Below are 16,064 nucleotides of genomic sequence, written 5' to 3'. Positions count from 1 at the left end.
ACTTAGCTCTCGGCTTTCTTCGCGAACGCCTCGAGCACCTCGGGCCAGCCACCCGTGTTGTCCCGCAGGGCCTTCTCCCGCAGCTCCTCCGAGCCCGCGAGCCGCGAGAACCCGCTCTCCACGACCTTCAGCCTGGTCGCCGCGCCCTCCGGGGTGAGCGTGAACTCGACCAGCGTCGTGTTGTCCGACGTCAGCTCCTGCCCGCCGAACGCGCTGGCCCAGCGGTAGGACACGTAGGTCTGCGGCGTCACGGTCTCGACCCGCACCGGGAACTCGCCGTACTGCTCGTGCCTGCAGAGGGTCGTCTCCCCCTCGACCGCGGTGCCGGACGGCTGGGAGGCCACCCAGAACCCCGGCTCGGTCACCAGCTGCCAGACCCGCTGAAGTGGTGCTTCGATCAGGGTCTCGCGTTCGATCCGGTCCACGCTCACGACTACTCCCAGGTCAGCGAATAAGTGCAACCCTAGAGTTGCACATCCCCCCGAGGATGCGCAACCCCAGGGTTGCATGTCACTCCCGCGCCCCGAATCGGCGGGAGCAGCTATTCCGCGCCCTGCCTGTCCACGATCTTCGTGGTCACGGCCGACGAACTGCGGACCGTGCCCTTCTCCAGGCCGCCCATGTCGTCCGGCAGGTCCTCGGCCACGGTCTCCCGGGCGCCGATGTAGTCGCCGTTGGCCGGGTCGATGATGATCTCGGTGAAGTCCTCGAAGTACTTCATGCCGAGGGCGACACCTTCCTTGCCGTCGAGGTTCGCCTTGTTGTCGGTCACGACCAGTCCCGGCAGCAACGCGAGCGCGCGGAAGATCGTCGCCCGCACCTCGGCCGGGTACTGCCCCGAGTTCAGCGCCTCACGGGCCTGCATCAACGCGCCCGAGTCACCGGCCTGCCCGGCGTCCTTCAACCTGGCCAGCATCTGCGCCGGGTCCTTCGGCAGCGCCGCGACGAACTCCGGCGTCGGGAAGTGGAAGTCCGCGATCGTGCAGCGGTCCGGCGAGCCCTCGGCCATGTAGGAGTAGTTGCCGCACTTGCCGCGGAACTCCGCCCCGTCCTTGAACGCCGATCCGGAGTCCGGCTGTCCCGAGCCCTCGTGTCCTTCCAGCCACCTCGTCGCGATGTTCCGGTTGCGGAACATCCACTCGTCGCGGCGATCGGCGGGAATCCACTGCTCCTGGACGATCTCGCTGTACGTCGCCTCCCCGGAACTCGACGTGGTGATGCCCTCGACACGGCTGCGCACGTACCGGTACTGGCCAGGCGCGAGCGGCCGGTCGACCACGCGGGAGGCGAGGTCGGCGGCCTTGGTCAGCTCCTCGGCGGCGCTCACGGAGTTGCTGCCGACACCGGTGAGGTCGACGGTCGACGCGGCCAGGCCGGCGCCGGTCAGCACGGTCACGGCGGCCGCGGCGGCCAGCCAGCGGGTGCGGCGGCGCGGCCGGTGCCCGGCGGCCACCGGTTCTTCCGCGCGTTCCTTCAAGGCGGCGGCCAGGGCGGCCTTCCCGGCGGCGACGTCGAACTGGACGGGCTCGTCACCGGCACGGGTCAGCGCGGCGTCGAGCACTCGGTCGAGGGTCTCGGGCGTGGTGGGCTCAGACATGGCTGTCCTCGGTGAAGTCGTGGTCGGTCGCGGCAAGGCGGGTGCGCAGTCGAGCGCGGCCCCGGTGCAGGCGGGTGCGCACGGTGGCCACCGGGACGTCGAGCGCCACGGCGATCTCGGTGGGCGAGAAGTCCGCCCACGCGTTGAGCAGCAGCACTTCGCGTTCCTCGACGCGCAGTTCGGCGAGCCACGCGGTGAGCGGCCCGGCGAGCACGTCCGCGTCCGCGGCGGCACTCACCCGGTCGCCGATGTCGGCCTCGTCGGTGCGGGCCGCGTACTCCTTGCTCCACGCCCGCAGCTTGCGTTCCTCGGCGCGGACGTGACCGCGCAGCAGGTTCGTCGCCACCCCGTAGAGCCAGGCACGCACGGCATCGGCCTCGTAGGCCTGCCCGGCGCGCTGGTCCCACAGCACCAGGAACGCTTCCGACACCACGTCCTGCGCGGCGTCGGGGCCGACCCGCCTGGCCACGTAGCGGTGCAGCCGCTCGGCCGTCGACTCGTACAGGTCCAGCAGCGCGGACTCGTCCAGCACCGCCGGCGCCGCTTCGGGTGTCAGCGCCACTGGCGCCGCTTGGGTTCGCACAGACCTACCTGGACGCAGCCCCCAGGAGCGTTCCCGTCGTGTGCTCACCGCCACATCGTGGGGCAGCCGGTCAGATCTCGCGCGGGTGCGGGTGCCGGGCGGCGAACTCGGGGGCGGTCAGGCCGAAGAGCACCACGTCGTGGTGGCGTCCTGCGAAGAACTCGTGGTCGCGCAACCGGCCTTCTTCGGTGAAGCCGAGCTTGCGGTGCAACGCGATCGAGGGGTCGTTGAACCCCCAGACACTCGCCTCGCACTTGTGGAACCGGCGCTCGCCGAACATGAAGGCCAGCAGCAGCCGCACGGCTTCCGTCGCGTAGCCGCGTCCTTTGTGCCCGGTGCCGATCGCGATCCCGTACGAGAACCGGCCCGCGCGGTGGTCGGTCTCGCCGGTGGTCACCATGCCGGCGAGCGCGCCGTCGGCCAGCGACTCGACCGCGAGGAACAGCACGTCGTCCTCCGGCTTCTTCAACGCCGTCGTCCGCGCCCATTCCTGTTGCGCCGCAGCGGATCGGGGCGGGTGGATCCGGTCCATGCGCCGCATGTCGCCGGTGTTCCCGTCGAAGCGGTGGAAGGCCTCCCAGTCCTCGGGTTCGACGCCGCGCAGCCGGACGAGTTCTCCTACCCAGGCAGAGGTCATCGCATGATCGAACGACCACCCGATCGTGTCTGGCAAGTGGATTACTACTATCGCCGGATGACCGCCTACGACGATCTCGAGCTCGACACGACGGTGCTGCCGGAGCGCCAGCAGATGATCCTGGTCGCCATTCGTGACTGGGTCGTCGAGCACGGCTACTCCCCCAGCACCCGTGAGATCGGCGAGGCGGTCGGCCTGAAGTCGTCGTCCAGCGTGTCGAAGCACCTGTCGGCGTTGGAGGACAAGGGTTTCCTCAAGCGCGGCGGCTCGGTGACGCGGCCGATGGACGTGCGGGTGTTCCTGAGCGGGGCCCCGATCGCGGCGGGCGGCGGCTCGGACGGCTCGGTCTCGGTGCCCGTCGTCGGCGACATCGCCGCCGGTGCGCCGATCTCCGCCGTCGAGCACGTCGACGAGGTGCTGCACCTGCCGCGCGGCCTGGTCGGCCGCGGCAGCAACGTGTTCGCGTTGCGCGTGCGCGGTGACTCGATGATCGACGCCGCGATCTGCGACGGCGACACGGTCGTGGTGCGGCAGACGCACGAGGCCTACAACGGGCAGATCGTCGCCGCGATGATCGAGGAGGAGGCGACGGTGAAGGTGTACCAGCGCAAGGGCGGCCACGTGTACCTGGAGCCGCGCAACGCCGACTACCCCGTGATCGACGGCGACAAGGCCGTCATCCTCGGCATCGTCGTGTCGGTGCTGCGCAGCGTCTAGTCACAGGACGCCCCAGTCCCGTGAGATGAGGTGCTCCGCGACGGCCTCGGTGGCTTTGGCGGGCGTGCCGCGGGTGACGACGTAGAGGGTGTTCAGCGGCGGTACCTCCGGGTGGTGCAACTGCTCGACGGAACCCGCGGCCAGTGCGGGCTCGGCGATGTAGCGCGGCAGGGCCGACACCCCGGCCCCGGCGATCACCGCGGCCAGCACGGCGCGCAGGTCCGGCACGGTCACGGCGACGGTGTTGCGGGGGCGCTTGCCGAACTCGCTGCGCCAGTAGCGGCGCAGGATCGGCAGGTCGCTGTCGTAGGCGACGAGCGGCAGGTGTTCGAGGGCGCGTGCCGGGTCCTCCGCCAGCAGGTCCTGGTCCACGGTCCTGGCCAGCAGCGGCGGCCCGACCAGCACGAACTCCTCGTCGGTGAGCGGCGTGGCGGTGAACCCCGCCCCCGGTCTGACCGAGGACAGGACCACGTCGAGCCTGCCGTTCCGCAGGGCGTCGAGGAGGTCGGCGGCCAGTCCGAACGTGACCTCGAACCGGAGGCCGCGGCGGGTCAGCGGGGCCAGTGCGGGCAGACCCCTGACGGTCATGAACTCCGCCGCTCCCCCGATCCGGACCGTGCCGTCGAGGGTGCCTTCGGGGTCGAGCGCGGTTCTGAGCTGGTCGAGGTGCCGGCCGACGCGGCGGGCCAGGTCGTCGGCACGGGGTGTGGGGGTGACCCCGCGGCTGCCCCGCACGAACAACGGCGCGCCCAGTTCCTTCTCCAGCTTGGTGAGCTGGCCGCTGACGGCCGGCTGGGTGAGCCCCCGCCGGGTGGCCGCGCTGGTCAGCGACCCGCCTCGGTAGATCTCCAGGAACGTCACCAGCAGATCCAGGTCCGTCAACCTCCCAGCCATAAGACAACTTATAGCTCATCCGTCGCGTTCTGCTGATCTGTGATGTCCTTGGGGACATGAAGAAGCTACTGATGGTCGTGTCCGGCGCCGACTCCCTCACGCTGGCGGACGGCACGAGCCACCCCACGGGGTACTGGGCCGAGGAGGTCGTGGAGTCCGTCCGCGTGCTGCGGGAGGCCGGTGTCGAGGTCACGCTGGCGACGCCCGGCGGTGTCGTGCCGACCGTGGACAAGGTGAGCCTCGACGGCAGGTTCGACGAGGCCGTCGCGACGCTGGAAGACCTGCGCGCGCCCGCCGTGCTGTCCGATGTGGACGCTGCCGCCTTCGACGCGATCTACCTGCCGGGCGGGCACGGCCCGATGGCCGACCTGGCGTCCGACACGGCCCTGGGTGCGCTGCTGGCGGAGTTCCACGACGCCGGCAAGGTCGTCGCGGCCCTGTGCCACGGACCGGCGGGGCTGCTCAGCGCGGTCCGCTCGGACGGCACGTTCGTGTTCGCCGGCAAGGAGATGACGGTGTTCAGCAACGAGGAGGAGCGCCAGGGCGGCCTGAACGTCCCGTACCTCGTCGCCGACCGGCTGACCGAGCTGGGCGCGCGGGTGTCCGCCGGCGAGCCGTGGTCGAGCACGGTGGTCGTGGATGGCGGGCTCGTGACGGGCCAGAACCCGCAGTCCAGCGTGGCCACCGCCGAGCGTGTGGCGTCACTGCTCGCCTGAACCGTTGGAGGCGTTCTCCTACAACGACATCTGCACCACCGCGAGCACGGCGAGCAACACGGGCCCACGACTGAACTGCGCCATCAGACCCAGCGGCGTGGGCCCGTAGAGCCCGAAGTCGATGACCGCGGCACCGTAGTCGATCGGCGGTCGCGTGGCGATCCGGTAGACCACCGCCACCGCGCCCGCCGCCGAGATCAGCCCGTTGAGCATGGACACCTGCGGTGTGAACGCCACGCTGACCGCGCACCACAGCACGGCGCCGCCCGCGGGGAACACGAGGTGCGCCAGCCGCAGCCGCCGGTCCGGCATCCCCGACGCCCGTCGCATCGCCGGTGACCGGCAGACGAACTTCAGCCCCGCGGCCAGCCGGTCCGTGGCGAGGAACGCGGCGACGAGGTGCACGGCGGGCACGACGGCGGACTCCCACGCCAGTCCCACGAGAGCGGGGACGAGGAGCAGCGCGACCCAGAGCAGGACCGCGTTCGGGGTGCGGCGCAGGCGGAGGGCGTCGATCCAGGCGAAGGCGAGGAAGCGGGGCGCGGTGGCGCGGGGCCGGGACGACCTCACCCGTCCCAGCAGGCGTGCGCGCCTTTCGGCGAGGAGCGCGCCGAACAGGGCGAGGTCGAACCAGTTCACCGACACGCGCGCCGCCCCGGCCAGGGCCGCACCGGCCGCGAGGTCGGCCCGCCGCAGGTGCCGCACGGCGACGGCCGCCGACACCACCAGCCCGATCGCCACGACCCAGACAGCCATGGCCACGGGCCACCCGCCCTGCCCGCCGGCCCAGCTCGAAGGCACCAGCAGCGCCCCCACCGCGAGCGCCACCAGCCCGCTCAACCACGGCTGCACCCGCAGCCGGGCCCGCTGCACCACCACGGATCCGGCCACCACCGCCACCCCGGCTCCGGCTCCGACCCCTGCAGCGACCAGCGGCGGCACCACGGCCCCCACCATCCCGAACACCGCGGCGGGCCAGGCCGCACCCACCACGGCTCCCACCGCGAGCAGCCCGAGGAACCGGGGCAGCAGCAACGGCCCGCGAGCGACGGGCGCGCTCAGCACCCAGAACATCCGGTCCCCGCCGACGAAGACCGGCCCGAACGCCAGCGCCACCTTCATCAGCACGGCGGCGCCCAGCACCGACAGGCAGAGGGCGGTCCAGGCGTTGCCCGCCTGCGGGGTCTTCGTCAGCCCGGCGTACGCCCAGCCGTACCCGACCGCGGCGATGATCGAGAACACGACGAGCTGCGAGTACAGCCGCGCCACGACGAAGCGCCACGGCATCGGGGTGCGCAGGCGCCGGTCGACGGCGAACGCGGTCACAGCGTGACGGTCCGGCACGCCACCGCCTCCACCAGTTCTTGGTCGTGCGACGCGAACACCACGGCCACGCCCGCCGCCTTCTCCGCCAGCAGACGGGTGCGCAGCCACGCGCGGCCGGCCGCGTCCAGGCGCTGTTCCGGTTCGTCGAGGACCAGGACCGTGCGCGGGCGCACGAAGCAGGACGCCAGGCCGAGGCGGTGCCGCTGGCCCGAGGACAGCGTCGGCGGCAACTGGTCGGCGACCGGGCTCAGGCCCACCTCCGCCAGCACCGCCGACACGTCGGCGGACGAGGAGTGCAGCCAGGCCAGCAGGCGCAGGTGCTCCACCACGGACACGTCCGGGAAGTAGTCGGCGTCGTCGAGCAGCGACGCGACGGCGGCACGGAACGCGGCCGACGACTCGTCCAGCTCAGCGCCGCCGAACAGCACGCGGCCGGAGTCGAGCACCTCCGCGCCGACCAGGCAGCGCAGCAGCGTCGACTTGCCCGAGCCGTTCGCGCCCACGACGGCGACGGCCTCACCGGCGTGAGCCACAAAGACAGACCTGCGAAAACGGGGACTCCGCCGTAGCCGAAGCCGGCGTCCCCCACGCCCAGCGACATGTGATCAGGGTAATGGGAATGGATCGGGCGCCCACGCGTTAGAGTAGATGCAAACGCATAAGTCACTAAGTTTGAAGGAGGCGGGTGCCGTGCAGTTCGGAATCTTCTCGGTCAGCGACATCACCAGGGACCCGGTGAGCGGCGAGACCCCGACCGAGGCCGAGCGCATCGACGCGATCGTCCAGATCGCCGAGAAGGCCGAGGAGGTCGGGCTCGACGTGTTCGCGATCGGCGAGCACCACAACCCGCCGTTCTTCTCCTCCGCGCCGACCACGCTGCTCAGCCACATCGCGGCGAAGACGCGGAAGCTCATCGTCAGCACCGCCACGACGCTGATCACCACGAACGACCCGGTGCGCATCGCCGAGGAGTACGCGATGCTGCAGCACCTGGCGAAGGGTCGCATGGACCTGATGCTGGGCCGCGGCAACACCGCGCCGGTCTACCCGTGGTTCGGCGCCGACATCCGGCAGAGCCTGCCGCTGGCGCTCGAGAACTACAACCTGCTGCACCGGTTGTGGCGCGAGGACGTCGTCGACTGGGAGGGCAAGTTCCGCACGCCGCTGCAGGGCTTCACCAGCACGCCGCGTCCGCTGGACGACCTGCCGCCGTTCGTGTGGCACGGGTCGATCCGCACGCCGGAGATCGCCGAGCAGGCCGCGTTCTACGGTGACGGTTTCTTCGCCAACAACATCTTCTGGCCGAAGGAGCACTACATCCGGCTGATCAAGTTCTACCGCCAGCGGTACGCGCACCACGGCCACGGCACCGAGAAGCAGGCCATCGTCGGCCTCGGCGGCCAGGCGTACATCGCGAAGCGGTCGCAGGACGCGATCAAGGAGTTCCGCCCGTACTTCAACGAGGCCCCCGTCTACGGCCACGGGCCGCGGATGGAGGACTTCATGGACCAGACGCCGCTGTCGGTCGGCAGCCCGCAGGAGATCATCGACAAGACGCTGACCTTCCGCGAGCACTTCGGCGACTACCAGCGCCAGATGTTCCTGATGGACCACGCCGGCCTGCCGCTCAAGACCGTGCTGAACCAGCTCGACCTGCTCGGTGAGGAGGTGGTTCCCGTGCTGCGCAAGGAGATCGAGGCGCGCCAGGACCCCGAGACCGCCAAGCCGCCGACGCACGCGGGACGCGTCAGCGACAAGTACGGCGACGGACCGGTCCGTCAGCCCAAGCCGAACGCCAACCGGGGTGACAACGTCACGGGTGGCTCGCCGTACCAGGACTCGAAGTGACCCGAGCCAACGAGGCGTGGGAGTCCCTGATGAAGGCGTACTCCGTGTTGATGAAGCAGTTCAACGCGGAGGACATCTGGGGCGACCTGACCATGCGGGAGTACGACGTGCTGTACCAGCTGTCCAAGTGCGACGGTCCACTCAGGATGAGTGAGCTGAACCGCCATGTGCTGTTGAGCCAGCCGGCCCTGTCCCGCATGGTCGACCGCCTGGCCGACCGGGGTTACGTCGACCGCTGCCCCGACCCCGGCGACCGCAGGGGTGTGCGCCTGACGCTCACCCCGGCGGGCCGGGCGACCCAGCGGCAGATCGGCAGCCCGCACGCACGCAGCGTCACGCGCGCCCTGAGCGTGCTGACGCCCGAAGAACTCGAACAGCTCGCCGCGATCACCGGCAAGCTCAGCCAGAGCGAGGAGTAATGGGCCAGAACTTCCAGCTGGTGGTGGTGTCCGCCGGCACGAGCGACCCGTCGTCCACCCGCCTGCTCGCCGACCGCGTCGCCGGGCGGGTCACCACCCTCGTCGGCAAGCGGGCGCAGACCGTCGGCACGACGGTGGTCGAACTGCGCGAGCTCGCCACCGAGATCGCGAACGCCCTGGTGTCGAACCACATCGGGCCGAAGCTGCAGAACGCCATCGCGACCCTGCAGCACGCGGACGGCATCGTCGCGAGCACCCCCGTCTACAAGGCGGGCGCGAGCGGCCTGCTCACGTCGTTCTTCCAGATCCTCGACAACGACCTGCTGATCGCGAAACCCGTCGTGCTCGCCGCGACCGCCGGCACCGCCCGGCACGCGCTCGTGGTCGACGACCAGATGCGCGGACTGTTCGCCTACCTGCGCACGGTCGTGGTGCCGACGTCGCTGTTCGCGTCGACCGAGGACTGGCAGGACAACGGCCTCAACAAGCGCATCGACCGTGCGGCCCTCGAACTGGTGGCGCTCATGACGTCGGGCTTCGAGAAGACCGTGCGCGACGAGTCGTGGGGCAGCTACCAGCACGAGTACGGCAGCGCTGGCGGTACGGAGCTGACGATCGACCTCGACTCCGACCTGATGCGCCTGGCCGCCGGCGGCGCGGCGAACTAGGCGGACACACTGCGCGGTTGCCCGTGAACAGACCTTCGCCGGGGTGCCGGGTCATGGTGGTCAACCCCGGCGGGTACGTCGGCGAGTCCACCAGCAGGGAGATCGCCTACGCCCGCGCCACCGGCAAGCCGGTCTCGTTCACCGATCCCAACTGACAGGCAGTCGCCTCGCTGGCTCGAACCTTCGACGACACGCCTAGAAATCCGCACCGCGCGAGAGCTTCTCGTTCTCCCGCAACTCCACCAGTGCCTTCTCGTGCAGGGCGATGGCGGCGCCGTACGCGGCGCCGCCGAGCACGATCCGGTGCGGCGGTACAGGTGCGTTCATCGCGCTGATCACAGCCTGCACCCCGCGCACGGGGTCACCAGGCTGTTTGCCGTCCTGGTCGGCGAACGCCGCGCGAACTCCCGAGATCAGGCCTTCGTACGCGTCCACGGTCTCGCTGACCGGTTCGCCCTGGAATCCCGCGTAGGCGTTGGTGCGGAACGCTCCCGGCTCCACGACGAGCACCTTCACGCCGAACGGCTCGACCTCCTGGCGCAGCGCCTCCGACAGGCCCTCGAGCGCGAACTTCGCCGCCGAGTAGTAGCCGAAGCCCTGCACGCCGACCAGTCCGGCCAGCGACGACATGTTGACGATCCAGCCGTCCCCCCGCGCCCGCATGCCCGGCAGCACCGCGCGCACCACCTCGACCACGGCGAACAGGTTCAGGTCGAAGGTGAGACGAGACGTCTCGTCTCGCAAGCCCTCCACCGAGCCGTACCAGCCGCGGCCGGCGTTGTTGACGAGCACGTCGATTCCGCCGAACCGGTCCTCCGCGGCCCGCACCGCCGCCCGCACCTGCCCGGCGTCGGTGACGTCGAGCTGCAGGACCACCACGCGATCACCGTGACCGGCAGCCCATTCCCGCAGCTCAGCGGGTCGTCGCGCGGTCAGCACCACTCGATCGCCCTGCTCCAGCGCCGCCTCGGCGTAGGCCATCCCGAACCCTCCGGGCGTCCCTCCCGTGATGAACCAGGTCCTCACCGGACTTCTCCTATCGCTATAGCAATCTATGTAGCGCTACATAAGCTACTATAGCGGCATGCAGAACGCACGGGATCGGCTCCTGCTCGCCGCGGCGGAGTTGCTGGACGGCGGTGGCACGGTGTCCACGAGGGCGGTGTGCGAACGCGCCGGTGTGCAGGCGCCGACGCTGTACCACCACTTCGGCAGCAAGCAGGGCCTGATCGACGCCGTGCTGAACCACGGCTTCACCCAGTACACGGCGGTCGAGAGCTCCGGCGACCCGCTCGGCGACCTGCGCGAGGGCTGGGACAAGCACGTCCGGTTCGGACTGGAGCACCCGTCGTTCTACGGGCTGCTCTACGGCCGCGCCGAGCCCGGAAAGCCCTGTGCCGTCACGGCTCCCGCGCACGCGGCACTCAAGGATCGCTTCACCGAGGCCGCCGCGAAGGGGCTGCTGAAGGTGCCCGCGGACGACGCCGCCGAGCAGGTGCTCGCCGCGAACGTCGGCGTCACGCTGACCCTGATCTCGCAGCCGGAACCGGACTTCGCGCTGTCGGAACGCGTCCGCGACGCCGCGCTGGCCGGCGTGCTCACCACGTCCACCGACGGCCTCGCCACCCGCGCGAGCGCGGCGCTCACGTTGCGCGCGCTGGTCGCCGACGATCCCGCGGACCTCACGCCGGGCGAACGTGCGTTGCTCGGCGAGTTGCTCGACCGGCTGGCCCGCTAGAGCACCCGATGTTCCTCCGACCAGGGCACGAGCTTCCGCTCGGCCCAGGTCAGCAGGTAGAACAGCGTCACGCTGATGATCGCGAGCAACGCCATCGCCGCGAACGCCAGCGAGGTGTCGGCGCTGCCGCCGGACGCGGTGATCACGTAGCCCAGTCCGGCGTCGGCGCCCACGAACTCGCCGATCACCGCCCCGATGACGGCCAGCGTGATCGACACCTTCAGCCCGACGAAGATCTGCGGCAACGCGTGCCACAGGCGCAGCTTGAAGAACTCGTGCGTGCGGGTGGCGTCCAGCGACCGGAACAGCTCGACCAGCTCGCTCGGTGTCGACCTCATGCCGGACGCGGTCGAGATGACGATCGGGAAGATGCACACCAGCACCACCATGAGCACCTTCGACGAGATGCCGAACCCGAACCACACCACCACGATCGGCGCGATCGCGACCTTCGGCACGGCGTTGAGCGCGACCAGCAGCGGGTAGAACATCCGCTCCAGCACGCTCGACCCGACGATCAGCAACGCGAGCGGCACACCGATCACGATGGACAGTCCGAACCCGGACACGGCCTCCCACAACGTGATCAGCGCCTGTTCGAGCAGGTAGCCGGGCAGCTCCAGGAACGACGCGACGACGTCGGCGGGCGACGGGACCAGCAGCGGCTCGATCGCGAACACGATCGTCGCGAGCCACCACAGGCCGATGATCCCCAGCAGCCCCAGCACCGGCAGCACGGCCCTCATGCGGTCACCAGCAGCCCGCGCAGCTCCCGGCTCACCGCGTCCAGCTCGACCTGCCCCAGCGCACGCGGGCGCGCCAGGCCGACTTCGACGACCCGGTGGATCCGGCCGGGCCGCGGGCTGAGCACGACGATCCGGTCGGCGAGCAGCACGGCCTCGTCGATGGAGTGCGTCACGAACATTACGGCGCGCGGCTGCGCGAGCTGGACGCGTTGCAGTTCGAGGGAAAGCTCGGTGCGGGTGATCGCGTCCAGCGCGGAGAATGGCTCGTCCATCAGCATCACCCGCGGGCTCTGGATCAGCGACCGGCACAGCGACACCCGTTGCTGCATGCCGCCGGACAGCTCGTGCGGCCGCCGTTGCTCGAACCCGCCGAGCCCGGCCAGTTCCAGCAGTTCGTGCGCGCGCTCCCGGTGATCACCCAGGCCGAAGACCTCGATCGGCAGCAGGACGTTGGCCAGCACCGTCCGCCACGGCAGCAGCGCGGGTCGCTGGAACATGACCGAGACGTCCCGGCGCGGCCTGGTGACCGGCGACCCGGCCACCAGGATCCGGCCGTGCGACGGCGTGAGCAGCCCGGCGACGAGCCGCAGCAACGTCGACTTGCCGCAGCCCGACCGCCCGATCACCGCGACGAACTCGTGCTCGCCGACCTCCAGGTCGATGCCGTCGAGCGCGTGCACGCCGTCGAAGGAGTGCGAGACCCCGCTGAGCCTGATCACTTCGGCGCGACCCCGAAGGACACGAAGTCGTTGGGACTCAACGATCCCGCAGGAACCGCACCGGCTTCGACGAGCGTGCTGACGATCTTCGCGACCCGCGCCTCGGTGATCCCGCCGACGCGACCGCTGTAGTCGGACGGCTTCACGTACGGCGCCATCAGCCCGACCTCGGCGCTCGCCACCGCCGCGTCCTGCGTCGGCTGGTACTTCTTCAGGATCGGCCCGACCTCGTCCGGGTGCTCGATCGAGTACTCCAGTCCTTTGAGCAACGCGCCCAGGAAACCCTGCGCCACCGACTTGTCCTTGGCGATCTCGCTGGACGCCACGAGCGCGTTGCCGTAGAGGTCCGGCACCAGGTCGCCGTACGGCAGCACGACGGCCTTTCTGCCCTTCGCCGCCGCCTCGATCAGCGGCTTGCCGACGACGAACTGGCCGATCCCGTCGACCTGCCCCGCCGCCAGGAGCTGCGGCAACGCGGGTGGAGCGGACGGCACGAACTGGACCTTCGCCGGATCGATGCCCGCGGCCCTGGCGTAGACCGGGAACATCACCTGGTTCGTCGATCCGGGCTGGTCACCGATCTTCTTGCCCTCCAGGTCCGCCGGCTTGCCGATCCCGCCACCCTCCAGCGCGACGATCGCGGCCAGCGACCGCTGCTGGATCGCCGCGACCACGGTGACCGGCAGCTTCTCCTTGGCCATCGTGATCGCGGTGGCGGTGAAGTCGGCGACGCCGAAGTCGGCACGGCCGGCCGCGACCATCTTCAGGACGTCGACGCTGCCGGTGCCCGGCGTGATCGTCACGTCGAGGCCCGCCTGCTCGAAGAACCCCTTCTCCTGGGCCACGTACGCGTAGGCGTCGCGGCCGAACGTGCCGAACGACGTCAGGTAGTCGACCTCGGTCAGCTCCGCGGACTGCGGCGATGCCGCACAGGCCGACGTGGTCAGCACGACGGCGAGCACGGCTGAAAACGCTTTCCTCATGTTCCCTCCCCCGAAGGCACCCTCATGCTCGAACATAGGGGGCGGGGAGGGTCGATGAACACGTCCGATAGTCCGGTGGCCGTGATCGGTGCGGGCCCGATCGGGTTGATCACCGCGCTGGGCCTGGTGGCGCACGGTGTCCCGGTCGTCGTCTTCGAGGCGGGTGACGACCTGTCGAGCGAGACCAAGGCGGGCACGGTCCTGACGCGCACGCTGGAGGTCCTCGACCGGTACGGCGCGCTGGGGCCGGTGCTGGAGGTGTCGCTGCGGCTCGACGAGATCGGCGAGGTGGACCGGGCGACCGGGACGTCGACCGGGAGCGTGCTGACCTCCGCGCTGGCCGGCGAGACGCGGTTCCCGTTCGTCGTCAACGTCCCGCAGCACGAGTTGGAGCCCGTCCTCGCTCACGTGCTGGAGGAGCGTGCGCCCGGGACGGTGCGGATGCGGCACCGGCTGGAGGACTTCACGCAGCACGAGGACGGCGTCATGCTGCGACTGTCCACACCGGACGGAATCGTCAGCTTCGCGGCGTCACACGTGCTGGCCTGCGACGGCGGCCGGTCGACCGTGCGGGACCGGCTCGGCGTCGAGGTCACCGGGCACACGCTGGAACAGCGGTACATGCTGGTCGACCTGGTGTGCGATCTCGACGTGCGCAATCCTCGCGACTACCCGTACCTGGCCTACTTCGGCGACCGCGAGGAGTGGATGGTCCTCGTCCGGCAGCCGCACTGCTGGCGGTTCGTGTTCCCGCTGGCGCCGGGCCGGGACGCACCCACCCCGGACGAACTGCGCAACAAGGCGCGGCACTTCATCGGCGAGGTCGACTCCCTCGAAGTGCTGGGCGGCAACGTCTACACCGTGCACCACCGCGTGGCGACGGAGTGGCGCGATCGCAGAGTGTTCCTGATGGGCGACGCGGCGCACCTGATCACGCCGATGTGGGCGCTGGGCCTCAACACCGGCGTGCTCGACGCGTCCAACCTGCCGTGGCGCCTCGCGTGGGTGCGCCGCGGCTGGGCCGGCGAGAAGCTCCTGGACGGCTACGAGGCCGAGCAGAAACCGGTGGCCGTGCACGGTTCCGGCGCGATGGCGGAGGCGGCCCGTGCCGTGATGGACCGTCGCTCGGACTCCGTGGCCGGGTGGCGTGACGCGATGACGCGGACGTTGCTCGGCGTGCGGCTGGGCGCGGACTGGTCGATGACGCGCACCGGCCCGCTGGGCGTCGGCGACCGGATCCCGGACCTGCGGGTGTTCAGCCGGCGCGGGCCCGTCCACCTGCACGAACTGTGCCGCGACTCGTTCCTGGCGCTCCACCTCACCGACGCGCGGCGCCGTCCGCACATCCCCGCTGGCGGACCGGCCGGTCTGCGGCAGGTGGTCGTGAGCCGGTGGGACGCGCTGGACCCGCACGTCTACTTCGATCCCGGCGACACCGTGCGCGAACGCCTTGGTGATGCGGTGGTCCTGGTGAGACCAGACGCGCACATCGCCCACATCGAACCGTGGACCGCCACGGCCTGGAAGTCCGTCCAAGACCGCTACCTGCAGGAGGTGCACCTTGCGGGGTGACGTCGTGTTCTCGCCGTCCGGCGAGGAGATCGTGCTCGTCGACGTCGGCCAGCGGGTGCTGCACGACGACCCGGTGGTCCGCGTGTGGGAGGTGACGCTCGAACCAGGCGAGACCCACCCGTGGCACCTGCACCACAACCCGTACGTCGTGCTGAGCATCGACGGCTCGGACGGGCGCATGGACTGGCTCGACGGCAGCGAGCCGCGGTTCATCTCGGAGCACCGCGGTGCTTCCGTCTACCGGCCCGTGTCCCCGGTGCACCGGCTCACGAACATCGGCACGACCTCCTACCGCAACCGGCTGGTGGAGCTGAAGGACCTCGGCGAGAACGCGCCGGAACCCCTCGACGTCCGGCCGGACGACGTCACCGTGCGCACGGTCGCCGACGCGGCCCTGGACCTGGAGGGGCCGCACGTGCTCGTCGCGCTGGACGGCGAGGACGTGCGGCCGCACCCCGGGGGTCCGTGCCGGCTCGACGGCGAGTGGTTCGTCGTCGAACTGGCCTACCTGTCCAGATAGGGCTCGATGTCCTCGGCCTCGGCGACCTGCCGCACCTCGACCGACATCTCCTCGACGCCCGCGAAGCAGGTGATGTACTCCTCGGCGACCGCCGTGGCCTCGGCGAGGTCCTTCGCGTTGATCAGCAGGAAGCCGCCGACGACCTCCTTGGCCTCGGTGAACGGCCCGTCGGTCGACTTGGTCGCCGTCCCGCGCCTGCGCACCACCGCGCCCTGCTGCCGCACGCCCTCGGCGCCGAGCATCACGCCGTCCGCCACCAGCTTCTCGACGAACGCGTTCATCCGCTCGATGAGCTCGGGGGTCGGCTCCCACGAGGCCGGGTCGTCCTCCCGGACTCGGTGCATGAGCATGAACCGCATGTTCTCTCCTCGGTGTCGGCTG

At 70.5% G+C, this 16,064-nt stretch carries 20 protein-coding genes; 8 read left to right on the top strand and 12 right to left on the bottom strand.

Translation table 11 applies throughout. The features are described from left to right. Nucleotides 1–2: 2 nt before the first annotated feature. From IEY88_RS02030 to IEY88_RS02015, 4 genes are all read right to left on the bottom strand, one after another. Complete coding sequence (locus tag IEY88_RS02030; RefSeq protein WP_189152815.1) at nt 3–431, bottom strand: SRPBCC domain-containing protein; 429 nt, start codon at nt 429–431, stop codon at nt 3–5. Between the two features lie 110 nt (nt 432–541). Then, nucleotides 542–1,597 (bottom strand): CU044_5270 family protein, encoded by a 1,056-nt coding sequence (locus IEY88_RS02025; RefSeq protein ID WP_189152814.1) that lies wholly within the window; start codon nt 1,595–1,597, stop codon nt 542–544. Beyond that, entirely contained in the window at nt 1,590–2,159 is a 570-nt protein-coding gene (locus tag IEY88_RS02020; RefSeq protein ID WP_189152813.1) for an RNA polymerase sigma factor, read from the bottom strand. The genes IEY88_RS02025 and IEY88_RS02020 overlap by 8 nt, the downstream gene beginning before the upstream one ends. Before the next feature lie 91 nt (nt 2,160–2,250). After that, on the bottom strand, nt 2,251–2,817 hold the full coding sequence (locus IEY88_RS02015; RefSeq protein ID WP_189152812.1) for a GNAT family N-acetyltransferase: 567 nt from the start codon (nt 2,815–2,817) through the stop codon (nt 2,251–2,253). A gap of 57 nt (nt 2,818–2,874) precedes the next feature. On the opposite strand from IEY88_RS02015, the gene lexA reads away from it, so the two are divergent. Next, nucleotides 2,875–3,534: a transcriptional repressor LexA gene (gene lexA / locus IEY88_RS02010; RefSeq protein WP_189152811.1), complete on the top strand. Its 660-nt coding sequence runs from the start codon at nt 2,875–2,877 to the stop codon at nt 3,532–3,534. Here the strand turns inward: lexA and IEY88_RS02005 are convergent, their stop codons facing one another. After that, nucleotides 3,535–4,416 (bottom strand): LysR family transcriptional regulator, encoded by an 882-nt coding sequence (locus tag IEY88_RS02005; protein ID WP_189152810.1) that lies wholly within the window; start codon nt 4,414–4,416, stop codon nt 3,535–3,537. A gap of 68 nt (nt 4,417–4,484) precedes the next feature. On the opposite strand from IEY88_RS02005, the gene IEY88_RS02000 reads away from it, so the two are divergent. After that, entirely contained in the window at nt 4,485–5,144 is a 660-nt protein-coding gene (locus IEY88_RS02000) for a type 1 glutamine amidotransferase domain-containing protein (RefSeq protein ID WP_189152809.1), read from the top strand. 18 nt (nt 5,145–5,162) lie between these two features. Here the strand turns inward: IEY88_RS02000 and IEY88_RS01995 are convergent, their stop codons facing one another. Both IEY88_RS01995 and IEY88_RS01990 read right to left on the bottom strand, forming a co-directional pair. Beyond that, nucleotides 5,163–6,470, bottom strand: a complete 1,308-nt coding sequence (locus IEY88_RS01995; RefSeq protein WP_189152808.1) for a DUF6297 family protein — start codon at nt 6,468–6,470, stop codon at nt 5,163–5,165. Beyond that, complete coding sequence (locus tag IEY88_RS01990; RefSeq protein ID WP_189152807.1) at nt 6,467–7,003, bottom strand: ABC transporter ATP-binding protein; 537 nt, start codon at nt 7,001–7,003, stop codon at nt 6,467–6,469. The genes IEY88_RS01995 and IEY88_RS01990 overlap by 4 nt, the downstream gene beginning before the upstream one ends. Nucleotides 7,004–7,160: 157 nt before the next feature. Between IEY88_RS01990 and IEY88_RS01985 the strand changes: the two genes are divergently transcribed. The 3 genes from IEY88_RS01985 to IEY88_RS01975 are packed head-to-tail and all read left to right on the top strand — an operon-like array spanning nt 7,161 to nt 9,405. Further along, nucleotides 7,161–8,318 (top strand): LLM class flavin-dependent oxidoreductase, encoded by a 1,158-nt coding sequence (locus IEY88_RS01985; protein ID WP_189152806.1) that lies wholly within the window; start codon nt 7,161–7,163, stop codon nt 8,316–8,318. After that, nucleotides 8,315–8,737, top strand: coding sequence for a MarR family winged helix-turn-helix transcriptional regulator (locus tag IEY88_RS01980; RefSeq protein WP_229693007.1), 423 nt, complete (start codon nt 8,315–8,317; stop codon nt 8,735–8,737). The genes IEY88_RS01985 and IEY88_RS01980 overlap by 4 nt, the downstream gene beginning before the upstream one ends. Beyond that, nucleotides 8,737–9,405, top strand: a complete 669-nt coding sequence (locus IEY88_RS01975; protein ID WP_189152805.1) for a CE1759 family FMN reductase — start codon at nt 8,737–8,739, stop codon at nt 9,403–9,405. The genes IEY88_RS01980 and IEY88_RS01975 overlap by 1 nt, the downstream gene beginning before the upstream one ends. A gap of 195 nt (nt 9,406–9,600) precedes the next feature. On the opposite strand, the gene IEY88_RS01970 is transcribed toward IEY88_RS01975, so the two are convergent. Further along, complete coding sequence (locus IEY88_RS01970; RefSeq protein ID WP_189152804.1) at nt 9,601–10,431, bottom strand: SDR family NAD(P)-dependent oxidoreductase; 831 nt, start codon at nt 10,429–10,431, stop codon at nt 9,601–9,603. Nucleotides 10,432–10,489: 58 nt separating this feature from the next. Between IEY88_RS01970 and IEY88_RS01965 the strand changes: the two genes are divergently transcribed. Next, complete coding sequence (locus tag IEY88_RS01965) at nt 10,490–11,143, top strand: TetR/AcrR family transcriptional regulator (RefSeq protein ID WP_189152803.1); 654 nt, start codon at nt 10,490–10,492, stop codon at nt 11,141–11,143. On the opposite strand, the gene IEY88_RS01960 is transcribed toward IEY88_RS01965, so the two are convergent. From IEY88_RS01960 to IEY88_RS01950, 3 genes are read right to left on the bottom strand one after another with little or no spacing between them, the layout of a single operon-like run. Beyond that, entirely contained in the window at nt 11,140–11,889 is a 750-nt protein-coding gene (locus IEY88_RS01960; protein ID WP_189152802.1) for an ABC transporter permease, read from the bottom strand. The two genes, IEY88_RS01965 and IEY88_RS01960, sit on opposite strands and share 4 nt — an antisense overlap. Further along, entirely contained in the window at nt 11,886–12,608 is a 723-nt protein-coding gene (locus tag IEY88_RS01955; RefSeq protein WP_189152801.1) for an ABC transporter ATP-binding protein, read from the bottom strand. The genes IEY88_RS01960 and IEY88_RS01955 overlap by 4 nt, the downstream gene beginning before the upstream one ends. Next, entirely contained in the window at nt 12,605–13,591 is a 987-nt protein-coding gene (locus tag IEY88_RS01950; RefSeq protein ID WP_189152800.1) for an ABC transporter substrate-binding protein, read from the bottom strand. Before IEY88_RS01950 ends, IEY88_RS01955 begins: the two co-directional genes overlap by 4 nt. A 54-nt stretch (nt 13,592–13,645) precedes the next feature. On the opposite strand from IEY88_RS01950, the gene IEY88_RS01945 reads away from it, so the two are divergent. Together IEY88_RS01945 and IEY88_RS01940 are read left to right on the top strand one after the other, a co-directional pair. Continuing rightward, entirely contained in the window at nt 13,646–15,163 is a 1,518-nt protein-coding gene (locus IEY88_RS01945; protein ID WP_189152799.1) for an FAD-dependent monooxygenase, read from the top strand. Continuing rightward, the gene (locus IEY88_RS01940) at nt 15,153–15,683 is read left to right on the top strand and encodes a hypothetical protein (RefSeq protein ID WP_189152798.1); all 531 of its coding nucleotides are present in this window, start codon (nt 15,153–15,155) and stop codon (nt 15,681–15,683) included. The genes IEY88_RS01945 and IEY88_RS01940 overlap by 11 nt, the downstream gene beginning before the upstream one ends. Here the strand turns inward: IEY88_RS01940 and IEY88_RS01935 are convergent. Further along, nucleotides 15,668–16,042 carry a YciI family protein gene (locus IEY88_RS01935; protein WP_189152797.1) on the bottom strand — a complete coding sequence of 125 codons (375 nt, stop codon included), beginning with the start codon at nt 16,040–16,042 and terminating at the stop codon, nt 15,668–15,670. The genes IEY88_RS01940 and IEY88_RS01935 overlap by 16 nt on opposite strands. Nucleotides 16,043–16,064: the final 22 nt, after the last annotated feature.

Origin of the sequence: Lentzea pudingi, assembly GCF_014646255.1 — a bacterium.
GTDB lineage: Bacteria > Actinomycetota > Actinomycetes > Mycobacteriales > Pseudonocardiaceae > Lentzea > Lentzea pudingi.
The sequence above is the reverse complement of the archived record's forward strand: the minus strand, read 5'-3'. Positions and strand labels throughout refer to the sequence as shown.

Excerpts from the sequence above, each read along its gene's own strand:
- IEY88_RS02015 (WP_189152812.1), bottom strand. The coding sequence starts at position 2,817 with ATGACCTCTGCCTGGGTAGGAGAACTCGTCCGGCTGCGCGGCGTCGAA.
- IEY88_RS02000 (WP_189152809.1), top strand. The coding sequence starts at position 4,485 with ATGAAGAAGCTACTGATGGTCGTGTCCGGCGCCGACTCCCTCACGCTG.
- lexA (WP_189152811.1), top strand. The coding sequence starts at position 2,875 with ATGACCGCCTACGACGATCTCGAGCTCGACACGACGGTGCTGCCGGAG.
- IEY88_RS01965 (WP_189152803.1), top strand. The coding sequence starts at position 10,490 with ATGCAGAACGCACGGGATCGGCTCCTGCTCGCCGCGGCGGAGTTGCTG.
- IEY88_RS02025 (WP_189152814.1), bottom strand. The coding sequence starts at position 1,597 with ATGTCTGAGCCCACCACGCCCGAGACCCTCGACCGAGTGCTCGACGCC.
- IEY88_RS01945 (WP_189152799.1), top strand. The coding sequence starts at position 13,646 with ATGAACACGTCCGATAGTCCGGTGGCCGTGATCGGTGCGGGCCCGATC.
- IEY88_RS01960 (WP_189152802.1), bottom strand. The coding sequence starts at position 11,889 with ATGAGGGCCGTGCTGCCGGTGCTGGGGCTGCTGGGGATCATCGGCCTG.
- IEY88_RS01950 (WP_189152800.1), bottom strand. The coding sequence starts at position 13,591 with ATGAGGAAAGCGTTTTCAGCCGTGCTCGCCGTCGTGCTGACCACGTCG.
- IEY88_RS01975 (WP_189152805.1), top strand. The coding sequence starts at position 8,737 with ATGGGCCAGAACTTCCAGCTGGTGGTGGTGTCCGCCGGCACGAGCGAC.
- IEY88_RS01935 (WP_189152797.1), bottom strand. The coding sequence starts at position 16,042 with ATGCGGTTCATGCTCATGCACCGAGTCCGGGAGGACGACCCGGCCTCG.